At 29.9% G+C, this 12461-nt stretch carries 14 protein-coding genes and 1 pseudogene; 9 read left to right on the top strand and 6 right to left on the bottom strand.

Going from position 1 to position 12461, the window contains the following annotated elements:
* Positions 1-116: 116 nt before the first annotated feature.
* From ACH2BO_RS13760 to ACH2BO_RS13730, 7 genes and pseudogenes are all read left to right on the top strand, one after another.
* Positions 117-581, top strand: coding sequence for a hypothetical protein (locus tag ACH2BO_RS13760; RefSeq protein WP_395045307.1), 465 nt, complete (start codon positions 117-119; stop codon positions 579-581).
* Positions 571-828: pseudogene (gene rmuC / locus ACH2BO_RS13755) on the top strand (DNA recombination protein RmuC); the annotation flags it as partial. The gene ACH2BO_RS13760 and the pseudogene rmuC, both read left to right, overlap by 11 nt.
* A 22-nt stretch (positions 829-850) precedes the next feature.
* On the top strand, positions 851-1219 hold the full coding sequence (locus ACH2BO_RS13750; protein WP_395045306.1) for a 6-phosphogluconate dehydrogenase: 369 nt from the start codon (positions 851-853) through the stop codon (positions 1217-1219).
* Positions 1220-1768: an acyl-CoA thioesterase gene (locus tag ACH2BO_RS13745; protein ID WP_395045305.1), complete on the top strand. Its 549-nt coding sequence runs from the start codon at positions 1220-1222 to the stop codon at positions 1766-1768.
* 110 nt (positions 1769-1878) lie between these two features.
* The gene (locus tag ACH2BO_RS13740) at positions 1879-3006 is read left to right on the top strand and encodes a hypothetical protein (RefSeq protein ID WP_395045304.1); all 1128 of its coding nucleotides are present in this window, start codon (positions 1879-1881) and stop codon (positions 3004-3006) included.
* Positions 3007-3057: 51 nt separating this feature from the next.
* Positions 3058-5115 (top strand): FG-GAP-like repeat-containing protein, encoded by a 2058-nt coding sequence (locus ACH2BO_RS13735; RefSeq protein ID WP_395045303.1) that lies wholly within the window; start codon positions 3058-3060, stop codon positions 5113-5115.
* A 16-nt stretch (positions 5116-5131) separates the two neighbouring features.
* A complete protein-coding gene (locus tag ACH2BO_RS13730; RefSeq protein WP_395045302.1) occupies positions 5132-7171 on the top strand; it encodes an FG-GAP-like repeat-containing protein in 2040 nt (679 codons plus the stop codon).
* 80 nt (positions 7172-7251) lie between these two features.
* Here ACH2BO_RS13730 and ACH2BO_RS13725 read toward each other — a convergent pair whose 3' ends face one another.
* From ACH2BO_RS13725 to ACH2BO_RS13710, 4 genes are all read right to left on the bottom strand, one after another.
* Entirely contained in the window at positions 7252-8088 is an 837-nt protein-coding gene (locus ACH2BO_RS13725; RefSeq protein WP_395045301.1) for a DUF5777 family beta-barrel protein, read from the bottom strand.
* Positions 8089-8190: 102 nt separating this feature from the next.
* Entirely contained in the window at positions 8191-8967 is a 777-nt protein-coding gene (locus ACH2BO_RS13720; RefSeq protein ID WP_395045300.1) for a T9SS type A sorting domain-containing protein, read from the bottom strand.
* 6 nt (positions 8968-8973) lie between these two features.
* Positions 8974-9486 (bottom strand): ankyrin repeat domain-containing protein, encoded by a 513-nt coding sequence (locus ACH2BO_RS13715; RefSeq protein WP_395045299.1) that lies wholly within the window; start codon positions 9484-9486, stop codon positions 8974-8976.
* 3 nt (positions 9487-9489) lie between these two features.
* Positions 9490-9876, bottom strand: coding sequence for a hypothetical protein (locus ACH2BO_RS13710; protein WP_395045298.1), 387 nt, complete (start codon positions 9874-9876; stop codon positions 9490-9492).
* A 186-nt stretch (positions 9877-10062) separates the two neighbouring features.
* On the opposite strand from ACH2BO_RS13710, the gene ACH2BO_RS13705 reads away from it, so the two are divergent.
* Positions 10063-10425 carry a hypothetical protein gene (locus tag ACH2BO_RS13705; RefSeq protein ID WP_395045297.1) on the top strand — a complete coding sequence of 121 codons (363 nt, stop codon included), beginning with the start codon at positions 10063-10065 and terminating at the stop codon, positions 10423-10425.
* Between the two features lie 25 nt (positions 10426-10450).
* Positions 10451-10990, top strand: a complete 540-nt coding sequence (locus ACH2BO_RS13700; RefSeq protein ID WP_395045296.1) for a YceI family protein — start codon at positions 10451-10453, stop codon at positions 10988-10990.
* Positions 10991-10995: 5 nt separating this feature from the next.
* Here ACH2BO_RS13700 and ACH2BO_RS13695 read toward each other — a convergent pair whose 3' ends face one another.
* The gene (locus tag ACH2BO_RS13695; protein WP_395045295.1) at positions 10996-11520 is read right to left on the bottom strand and encodes a GNAT family N-acetyltransferase; all 525 of its coding nucleotides are present in this window, start codon (positions 11518-11520) and stop codon (positions 10996-10998) included.
* Position 11521: 1 nt separating this feature from the next.
* Positions 11522-12406 (bottom strand): bifunctional 5,10-methylenetetrahydrofolate dehydrogenase/5,10-methenyltetrahydrofolate cyclohydrolase, encoded by an 885-nt coding sequence (locus ACH2BO_RS13690; protein ID WP_395045308.1) that lies wholly within the window; start codon positions 12404-12406, stop codon positions 11522-11524.
* Positions 12407-12461 lie beyond the last annotated feature (55 nt).

Below are 12461 nucleotides of genomic sequence, written 5' to 3'. Positions count from 1 at the left end.
TAAACGCACAAAAGCCACTTGGTTGAGGCCAGCCGCGGCTTTAAGCCTTAATGCGAAAACGGTAGACTGAAAGCCTCAAATGAACACTGTATTTGACCTTGGCTAGCACCGCTCCAATGCAGGCAACCGACTACACTGACCTGACTCGTCGTATCGAAGCGGCAGGCTTCGAGCGCATCCGTTTCACCTGGTGCGACCTCCACGGGGCCTTGCGCAGCAAGACGCTCTTGAAAGCTGCTGCGCTGCGCGCCTTGTACAGCGGCGTGGGCATGGCCGGCACCTTGATGCTGAAGGACCATGCCGACAAAACTGCCTTCCCGGTATTTGACCTCCAGGCCTTGAAAGCCTTCACTGGCTTGGAGCGCTTCGCACAAGCCAGTAACGTTTTGTTGCGCGCCGATCCCCTCACCCTATTGAGTTTGCCTTGGGATGCGAGCACGGGCTTATTGCGCTGCGAAACCTGGTTTCCTGACGGTACACCGGTGGCCTGGGATACTCGAAGACTCTTGCGCCAAGCCTTGAAGAGCTTGGCAGCGCGCGGCTGGTCAATGCGTTGCGGCTTAGAGGTGAGCATTATATGATAAATTTGAAGGTTTTGTATCTGATTTAGTAAAAATTGGAAAAAAAATGGACGAAGCCAAAATAGAATATCAAGGTGCAATGAATAAACTTGTTGATGGAAAAGGAAACCTAATTACAAGTGTCGAAAAATTAAAAAAAATGGGAGCAAAAGCCAAAAAAGCACTTCCCGAAAATATAATAAACAGAGCTAATGCAATAGAAAACTCTGATGAATCTGAAATTAATTTAACCCAATCTGAAAACTAATTCAGATTATAAAACAAAAACTATGTTACGTAAAGTTATTATTTATTTTGTACTAGCACTTGCTTTGCTACTAACTGCTTATTTTTCTTTTGTATATTATGCAACATATAGCGAAGGAAATAGATCTGGAGAGTTGATAAAATTTAGTAAAAAAGGTTATGTTTTTAAAACTTGGGAAGGCGAATTGAGTCAAGGAATTTCTGGTGCACAAATTTTTAAATTTTCTATTATGGATAGTGATCAATCAGTAATTCAACAAATGAAAGATTTGCAAGGAGAATATGTAAAAGTAACTTATATAGAACGTTATAGAACTTTTGCTTGGTGGGGTGAAACCAACTATTATATTAAAGAAGTTGTTAAAGAAGATTCTCCATTTAAAGTAAAATAAATGGAATCATTATTTAAAACTGTAAAATCATCAAAAATCACTATTTCAGAGTTGATGTTACCTTCTCATACTAACTTTTCTGGAAAAATTCATGGTGGTTATATTTTATCTTTATTAGATCAAATTGCCTTTGCTTGTGCTAGTAAGTTTTCTGGATTTTATTGTGTTACAGCTTCTGTAGACACCGTAGATTTTTTAAATCCAATTGAAGTTGGAGAACTTGTTACTATGAAAGCTAGTATAAACTATGTAGGAAAAAGTTCCATGATTGTTGGCATACGAGTAGAATCTGAAAACATTCAAACTGGAAAAATAAAGCATTGCAATTCTAGTTTTTTTACTATGGTTGCCAAAGATGAAAATGGAAATAATACAAAAGTTCCAGGATTAATATTATCGAACTTTATTGATGTACGCAGGTTTTTTTATGCAGTAAAGATAATTGAATCAAGAAATGATAAGAAAATACACGAAGAAATATTTGACTATAAATCTGAAAATGCATTATTAGAACTTAAAAACTACAATGTTAAACTCGAAATTAATTAGCAATTTAATTCATGAATGTTAATTATTATGATGATTACTTAAACATAATCTAATTATTTATAGGATATTATAATTTATTTCTTATTTTTGAAACGCATTATAATATACGTATGAAAAAAAATTACACCTCATTTCTTGTTATCCTACTTTTCTCTTTATTTATTCAATCTTGTACCGACAAAGACGATGTTTACACTCCGGTTTCTCCAGTAGAAGTAAATTTATCTTTAGTTCCTTATGGTAAATTATCCGAATATAAATTCTTTGAAGGAGAGTTAAAAGATCAAATTCCAGCTTTAAATGTTCTTCCTTACGAACCAGCATCATCATTATTTACAGATTATGCTCATAAAAAAAGATTTGTTTGGATGCCAAAAAACTCAAGAGCAACTTATACTAGTGAAACAAAAGTATTAGACTTGCCGGTTGGAGCAGCTTTAATAAAAACTTTTTATTATGAAAACGTTCAAAATGTTACACCTGTTGGTGCAACGAGAATTATTGAAACGCGTGTAATGATAAGAAAGGAAACAGGTTGGATTTTTGCCGATTATATTTGGAATGCAGAACAAACCGAAGCTTTTTATAGTGTAGCTGGTAGTTTTACAGAAGTAAGCTGGAAAGATGAAAATGATGTTATAAAAACTGCAAATTATAGAATTCCTTCAGAAGAACAATGTATAGTTTGTCACAAAGCAAAAGAAATTGTAGCTGGAGATGAAATTACAATACATATTCCAATTGGTATAAAACCTCAAAATCTTAATTTTAATTACAATTACGGAACAGCTTCTAAAAATCAGTTGACAAAATGGATTGAAGAAGGTTACTTAGAAAATAATTTTACTTTACCATCTGCAGACAATTCAACTATTGATTATAACGACACTTCAAAATCGTTAGACCAAAGAGCACGTTCATATGTAGATATTAATTGCGCACATTGCCATCAAACTGATAGACATTGTGATTACAGACCAATGAGATTTGCTTATAGCGAAACTGCAAACAACAGAGCAAATATGGGTGTTTGTGTCGAAACTCAAGACATGCAAGATTTTGATCCAGCATTAAGTAAAATTGTAAATCCAGGAAATATAAATCGCTCTATGATGTATCATCGATTGAATACAACCAATGAAAGTTTTAGAATGCCACTTCATGGACGAACAATTATTCATGACGAAGGTGTAGCTTTAATTGAACAATGGATTAATTCTTTAGAACCATGTCCATAATAAAACTAAATTACTAAATCACTAAACAAACCAAACAAACAAACTATAAAAATGAAAAAAATTACTTTATTACTAATTCTAATCTCACAATTTTCATTTGCCCAAAATTCTTGTGCAACTGCAATGCCAATTACAAGTGCAGGAACCTTTGTGGTTGATGCAATAAATGGTTCACCAACTACTGTTGCATGTTTTGGATCTGGAACAGTTACCGCTGCTGAATGGTATGCTTATACACCAACTCAAAATTATTCAGTTACTGTAACAACCGATTTAACAATAAACATTTGTAAAGACACGCGTTTACAAGTTTATACTGGAACATGTGCTGGCTTATCTTGTCTTGTTGGTGATGATGATGCTGGAGTTATTGCTTGTAATTCTGGCAATACAAACTCTTATTTATCAACTGTAACATTCAATGCAATATCGGGTACAACATATTATATTGCTTTTGAAAACAGATACCAATCTACTGGTTTTACTTTTCAAGTAATTGAAAACCCAATAGTAACTCCTCCAACTGGTCCAGTAAGTTTTACCAACCAAACAATTAGTACAATAAACAGTACTTACAATTTATGTATTGTAGATATTAATGGTGATTATCTTGATGATATTGTTGGAGTAAGTACTGCAAATATTAGAACTCATGTTCAAAATGGATCAGGTGGATTTACAATGACAGATTTACCAACTACAGCTATCGCAAATGGTTATTTACCATCATGGAGTATAGCAGCAGGTGATTATAACAAAGATGGAAAAAACGATTTGGTTTATGGTGGCGGAAGTGGTTTAACATTCATGAAATCTAATAGTACTGGTACTTCATTTACATCAGATTCTCCAGGACAATATATTTTCTGTCAAAGAACAAATTTTATAGATATAAATAATGATGGTCATTTAGATGCCTTTTCATGTCATGATGTTGATCCAAATGTTTATTATTTAAATAATGGAAATGGTCTTTTTACCTATTATCAATCTGGTATAACTCCTGGTGCTTATTCACTTGGACTTAGCGCAAATGGTGGAAACTATGGTTCAATATGGATTGATTATGATAATGATCGCGATTTAGATATGTTTATTGCAAAGTGTGGAAGTGTTCCACCAGATGAATTACACAGAAATAACGGAAACGGAACTTTCTCGGACATATCAGTAGAAATGAATTTATATGATGCTGGTCAATCTTGGTCTTCTGCTTGGGCAGATTATGATAATGATGGCGATATGGATGTTTTAGTCGGTGCAAGTTCTGGAGCACATAAATTAAAAAGAAATAATCTAGATACAACAAATACAACCGAAGAACCATTTACAGATGTAACAGCTGGTTCTGGTTGGGATACAAATACTAGTACAAACGTTGAACACATTGCTTACGATTTTGACAATGATGGTTTTATAGATTTTATGGGTGGTGGAAACAAAATTATGTATAATCAAGGTGGAACAGGAGTTTTTGTACCTTTTGCTCATGGTTTTGGGGTAAGTGCGGTTGGTGATTTAAATAATGATGGTTTTTTAGATTTTCAATCTGGAACAACTTTAAGAATTAATAGCGGAAATGCTAATAATTGGGTTAAGTTTTCATTACAAGGAATTGCTAGTAATAGTAATGGTATTGGAGCAAGAGTTGAAATTTATGGTGCTTGGGGAAAACAAATTAGAGATGTTCGAAGTGGTGAAGGATTTAAATACATGAGTACTTTAAATGTTCATTTCGGAATTGGATTAGCAACTGCTATTACTCAAGTTATTATAAGATGGCCTTCAGGAACTGTTGATATTATTAACAATCCTACAATAAATCAAAAAAATCACATTGTTGAAGGATCAACATTAGCAATTGATAGTTATACTAATTCTGAATTTAGTTTATATCCAAATCCTGCAAAAAATATATTAAATATAAAAGCCAACGACAATTTAACTTTTAAATCTGCACAAGTATATGATTTAAATGGACGATTAATTATTAAATCAGAACTTACAACTTCATCTTTAAATGTTGAATCTTTGATGACAGGAACTTACATTTTATTATTAAGAGACGAAAACGGAAAAGATTATTCACAAAAATTCTTGAAAGAATAAAACATACTAAATAAAAATGAAAAAAATAACTTTAATTATTGCACTTTGTTTTATTGCTCAATTTGTAAAATCACAAAACACATGCGCAACAGCTGTACCAATAAATGTTGCTGGAAATTATGTGGTTGGTCCAATAAATGGTGCATTACCATCACCAATTTGTGCAAATAATGGTGCAGGTGCAACTTTTGGTGAATGGTATGTTTATACACCTACACAAAACTACACAGTTACTATTAGCACAGATATTGCTGCTAATACTCCAAGAGTTGATACTAGATTTCATGTATATTCAGGAACTTGTACAACTTTAAATTGTTATTCTGGAGATGATGATTCTGGTACTTCATATTCATCAATTAAAACTTTTAATGTTTTTGCAGGTACCTCTTATATAATTGCATGGGATAATAAATGGAGCTCTAATGGTTTTACTTTCCTATTAACAGAAAATGCTTTTATTCCTGAAGTACCAACACCAATTTCATATACAAATCAAAACATTACTACAATTAATAGCACTTATAATTTATGTATTGTTGATATGAATGGTGATCATAAAGATGATATTGTTGGAGTAAGTGCAAATAACTTAAGGATTCATAATCAAGGAACTGCTGGCGCATTAACTGTAACAAATTTTGCAATAACTGGCACAAGCAAAATGCCTTCATGGAGTATTGCAGCTGGTGATTATAATAAAGATGGTTATAATGATTTACTTCTTGGTAGTGGTGATGGTCTTTCTTTTTGGAAATCCAATAATACTGGTACTGCATATACTAGTGCAACACCTGGACAATATATTTTCTGTCAAAGAACAAATTTTATTGACATTAATAATGACGGACATTTAGATGCTTTTTCATGTCATGATGTTGCTCCAAATGTATATTATTTAAATAATGGAACTGGTAATTTTACTTATTATCAATCTGGTGTAACAGCTGGTGCATATTCATTAGGAATAACTCCAGGCGGAGGAAACTATGCCTCTTTATGGACAGATTATGATAATGATGGCGATAATGATATGTTTATTTCTAAATGTTCTGGACCACCTTGTGAACTTCACAGAAATGATGGTGGTGGCGTTTTTACAGATATTTCAGCAATTGCTCAAATAAATGTTACACCAATACAATCTTGGTCTTCTGCAATTGCAGATTTTGATAATGATGGTGATATGGATATTTTAATTGGTTCTAACGGAAGTGTTGGAAACAAATTTTTCTTAAACAATCTTAATACTACTAATAGCGTTGAAGAACCTTTTACTAATATTACAGCTGGTTCTGGTTGGGATACAAACACGTCAATAAATAGAGATTATATTTCTTATGATTTTGATAATAACGGATTAATTGATGTTATGGGTAGCGGAGGCAAAATCATGTTTAATCAAGGTAATAATATATTTTCTCCAGTAACCTATTCGTCTTTAAATATTGGTGCAATTGGTGATTTAAACAGTGATGGTTTTCTTGATTTTTTAAACGGAAGTACAATTAAATATGCAGTTCCAAATGGCAATAATTGGATTACAATGGATTTACAAGGTATTCAAAGTAATAGAAACGGAATTGGAACAAGAATAGAAATTCATGGTGCTTGGGGAATACAAATTAGAGAAATTAGAAGTGGCGAAGGATTTGAATTCATGAGTACATTAAATGCTCATTTTGGTCTTGGTTTAGATACTGCAATATCTCAAGTTATTATAAAATGGCCATCAGGAATTGTAGATACAATTAATAATCCTGCAATAAACCAAAATCTTCATATTGTTGAAGGTTCTACTCTAGCTGTTGATAGTTATACAAATTCAGAATTTAGTTTATATCCAAATCCTGCTAAAAATATTTTGAATATTAAAGCTAATGATAATTTATCTTTAACATTAGCTCAAGTATATGATTTAAATGGAAAAATGATATTAAAATCTGATCTTTCAACTTCTTCTATAAATGTTGAATCTTTAATGACTGGAACTTATATTTTATTATTGAGAGACAGTAATGGCAAAGATTATGCTCAAAAATTCTTGAAAGAATAAATATAAATAAATTTTAAAAAAGTTCCATTTAATTTCTTGAATGGAACTTTTTTTTAAACTACAATCATATTTAAAAATTCTTAAAAAACTCTCAATAAATTAAATCCAAAAAAAACATCTCCAGTTGTCCAATCTCCGGTAGTATTTCCTAAGAAACCCGACTCATGAATACCTTGTGAACTACTAAAATGCATTTGAAAAACATGTCCGCCAGTTTCTAAATCTACACCAACAGAAAGCGGATTTTTGTAAGGTGAAGTTGATGAACGGTTTAAATGAGCAGCATAATCAACATTTAATGACCAATGGTTTGTCATTTTATATCTTCCTCCCAATCCTAAAGAAAATTGAGTATTATCTTGATTGTCATCAACTACAAAGTTTTCGTGAAAAAAAGTTGGAGCCAATTCTAATGAAAATTTATTATTGAATTTTCTTGAAATTAATAACTGAGAAACATAAATTAATCTGTTATTGAATTGCATTTTGGGATAATTACTTTCTTTTAAAATATTATTTATACCTATACTTGAAAAGCCAACCAATGCAATTGGAAAACCATCTTTAACTTGTGGTTGAAGAGAATATTTTGCCGAAAAATCATAAGCAATTTCGCTTCTTGCACCACTTATAGTCATCCAATTGTTTAATCCATAAACAAATTTTAATTGTGTAATAGCATTATCCAAACCAAACAAACCTTCAAAACCATTTTTTACAGAACCAAATCTATGTGCAACAATAAAATATAAATCTCCTTTGGCAGCAAGTTTTGTTGATTCTATATTTACAATTTTTAAACCTTTAAATGCAGATTCAACTTTTTCATTTGTTGCAACAGTATCTATTTCGCTTAATAAATCATCTTGTGCAAAAAGTGCAAATGGAAATAAAACCAATAATAAAATCTTTTTCATTTTTATTTTTTTCAATATAAAAAACCCATGTTTTTAATAATTAATCATTAGAAAAACATGGATTTAATATTTTTAAAACTTTAATCTTAAAACAATATTAAATTATTTCACAATAACTTTTTTCCAAGATTTTTCAGTATCATTTTGAAGTTCAATCATATAAATTCCTGTTGATAAACCTTTAATGTTAACTTCTGCATTTTCTGCATTATCTTCAACTTCAATTGTTTTTACAAAAGCACCAATTATAGTATAAACATTTACTTTAGTTAGATAGGTTTGTGTTTTAACAGTGAAATCGCCACTTGTTGGGTTAGGATAAACTTGAGAATTATTTAATGAAAATTTATCAACCCCAAGAGTTGTAGCTATATCTAGCAAAACTCCTCTATTTGTTGCTCCATGATATGCAAGTGAATAAACTGCAGTATTAGATCTTGCCCAAGCTAAATCTATATTATTATCTCCATAATTAAAAGTATAATCATTAGAATCACCAGTATTAAAAGCTCTTCTGTAAATTAAAGTTCGTAGACCTGCTGATGGAGAATTATTAGTATTTGAAATCACTATCCAATCATTAGCTGATTCAACAGATGGTGCAATACCAACTCCATTATGAATTGCATCTACCAAAGAAACATTATTCCAATAAACAACATCAGTACCTGCTTGCATACCGCCAGTAAATGAACCAAATTGTAAAGCAAACCAACGATCATTTGGACCAGTTAAGGTTAAAGTCACTTGTGAAGTTGAATTATCTAATGTAAGCGAAGCGGCCATGTTTGTTGACAAGGTTATTAATCCTGTAGATTTTTGTTGAGCAAAAACAGCACAACTTAATAAAGTTAATAAAAGAGTAATTTTTAATTTCATAGCTTTTTATTTTAAAAGGTTAATAATATTTTCATCTTTTGAAAAAATAGCATATTCAAATGCACTTTTTCCGTCTTTATCTAGAATTGTTTTATCTGCTTTATTTATCAAAAGTAATTTAATAATTTCAATATTTTTAAATTGTATTGCATACATTAATGCTGTTGTTGCGTTTTCATTTGTTAAATTTGGATTTGCATTACCTTTTAACAATAAATCTACCAATTTTATATTTCCCTTTACTGTTGCAGCCATTAATGCTGTTCCTTCTTGAGATACATAATTCAAATCAACTTTTTGATTAATAATAAATTCTGCTATTTCATTATTTCCTTTGTAGCAAGAAAGGATTAAAGGTGAAAATCCATGTTCATTTAATGATTCTAGAACATTTGAATTTGTTAATAATAATTCTTTTATTTCTTCAATAGATCCATTTTTGGCAATCGTAAAAACATCTTTCTGTTGAGAAAAAACACAAAATGTATTTAATATTAAAATTAATAAAAACTGTTTCATTGATTATTTTTGAATTTCACATTGATCCATTTTATATTCTTCTAATAAATCGTCATAACCAATAAACCTACCTTTTATAGAAATTTTATCACTATTTTTAACTAAAGTTAATTTAGAATTAAACTTAGCAGAAAGTGAGGAATCAATTACAATCACATTTTGAGATAAATCTAAACTTGTTATTTTTCCATAAATAGAAATAGTTTTGTCTAGATATTTTTTATTAGCAATACTATCATTTAGAGCAAAATCATTTTTTAATTGTTTCAAAGATAAAGAAAATGAAGCAGATTCTGAACTAATATTTCTATGTTCTTTGTACAAATAATTATATGAAATTATTGCAATAATAAAAATAACAATTAATAATAATGTAATTTTTTTTTTCATTTTAAAAATTTAGAAAACAAAGATATTTTAGTTTATTTATTATTAGTGTATATTAACTAAGTTATATTATCACAAAAAAACATTATTTTTATTAAAACAATTTTTATCATTTTCATAAAAACACTCAAAACTAATATTTTTTTTTTAAATTTATAAAATAATTTATTTAATTTTAAGCAAAAAACAATGAAAATTAAAGTATATGCTTTTTATTTATTTACAATAATATTTTTTAGTAGTTGTTCTAACGATAGTACAGATGATTTAATTGATTCTAATTTGTCACAAAATGTTACTTATAATTCAACTGTAAAAAATATAATTGATAACAATTGTATTCAATGTCATGGTACAACACCAACCAATGGAGCAACATTGTCATTAACAACTTATGAAAACGTAAAAAATGCAATTTTAACCCTTAGCTTGTTTGAAAGAATTTCTAGTAGTGAAGGTTCATCTGGAGCAATGCCCGATGGTGGACCAAGATTACCTCAAACTTCGATTAATTTAATCGAGCAATGGAAAAATGAAGGTTTGGCAGAGTAATTGTAACACTTTAAAAAAAATAAATATGAAAAAACTCCTCACTATAATTCTTTTGTTTTTAAGTCTATTCACTTTTGGTCAAAATAAATTAATTACAAAAAACGGTACAATTACCTTTGAAGCTTCTGTACCATCATTTGAAGAAATCAATGCTAAAAACGATGGTGTTACTTGTATAATTAACACTAAAACTGGCGAAATAGCTTCTTTGGCTTTAGTAAAAGGATTTAGATTTAAAATTGCATTGATGGAAGAACACTTTAATGAAAATTATATTGAAAGTGATGCACATCCAAAAGCCACTTTTAAAGGTAAAATAGAAAATTTTGATTATTCTAAACTTTCAACCGAATCCAAAAATTATAACATTAAAGGAAAACTTGAACTACACGGAAAAACTAAAGAAATTAATATTATTGCATCGATAAAAAAGAATTCAACTGGATTAGCTTTTATTTCAAATTTTTCTGTAAACACTGATGATTTTGGAATTAAAATTCCGAATATGGTTAGCAAAAAAGTGTCTAAAAAAGTAGATTTAAAACTTGATTTTGTTTTAAAATAGAAAGATTACAATGTTAATTCCATTACATAATCATCCATAATATAATTATTTCCAATATCAATTTTAACTTTAGAAACAATTGTAAAACCTTGTTTTATATAGAAATCTTTAGCTTTATTGAATCGGTTTACATTTAAAATTAATACCGAATTATCATTTGCAATTGCAATTTGCTTAATATAATTTATTAAATGTTTTCCAATTCCTTTTCTTTGAATTTCTGGTAAAACATACAGTTTTTGAATTTTAGTTTTATTTAAATTCAGTTTTTTTTCAACTGGAATTTCATTTTTTTCTTTATAATTCAATTCATAAGAAGCAAAACCAATATAGTTGTTATTTTCTTTAACCAGTAAAAAAACATGACTCTTCTCAACTTGTTTTTCTAATGATTCAATACTATAAATCAAATCTAGCATATAGTTTAATTGCTCATTAGAAAGTATTTCATCATAAGCAACTGGCCAAATTTTAAATGCCAAATCTCTTATTATTGGTAATTGATTATTTGTTGCAACAGAAATTATCATATTATAATTTCATTCTTTTTTGTTCTCTAGCTAACAAAGTATTTTTTAGCAACATAGCAATTGTCATTGGACCAACGCCACCTGGAACTGGAGTTATAAAAGATGCTTTTTTAGAAACCATTTCAAAATCTACATCGCCAGTTATTCTATATCCTTTTTCGGTAGTTTCATCAATAACTCTTGTGATACCAACATCAATTACAACTGCATCATCTTTTATCATTTCGGCTTTTAGATAATTTGGAACTCCAAGAGCTGTAATTATTATATCTGCTTGAGTTGTAATTTGACTAATGTTTTTGGTATGACTATGAGTTAATGTAACTGTAGAGTTTCCTGGAAATCCTTTTCTACCCATTAAAATACTCATTGGTCTTCCTACAATGTGACTTCTTCCAATAACGACTGTATGTTTTCCTGCGGTATCAACATTATAACGTTCAAGTAATTCTAAAATTCCAAATGGTGTTGCCGGAATAAATGTACTCATATCTAATGCCATTTTTCCGAAATTTTCTGGGTGAAAACCATCAACATCTTTGCTTGGATCAATAGTCATAATGATGTTTTGAGTATCGATTTGTTCTGGTAATGGAAGCTGAACTATAAATCCATCTATAGCATCATTTTCATTTAATTCTTTTATTTTTTTAAGCAATTCTGTTTCAGATGTTGTACTTGGTAATTTTATTAACGTAGATTCAAATCCAACTCTTTCGCAAGCTTTTACTTTACTACCAACATAGGTTAAACTTGCACCATCATTACCAACAATTATTGCTGCTAAGTGTGGTACTTTTTCGCCATTGTCTTTCATTTTCTGTACTTCGGCAGCAATTTCATTTTTTATGTCTTCGGCTACTTTTTTTCCGTCTAAAATTTGCATTGTTGTTATCTTGTTTTGGTTGTGTGTAATTATATCTGAACAATAAAAAAGACGC

The sequence above is a fragment of the Flavobacterium sp. genome (genome assembly GCF_043773265.1).
GTDB lineage: Bacteria > Bacteroidota > Bacteroidia > Flavobacteriales > Flavobacteriaceae > Flavobacterium.
The sequence above is the reverse complement of the archived record's forward strand: the minus strand, read 5'-3'. Positions and strand labels throughout refer to the sequence as shown.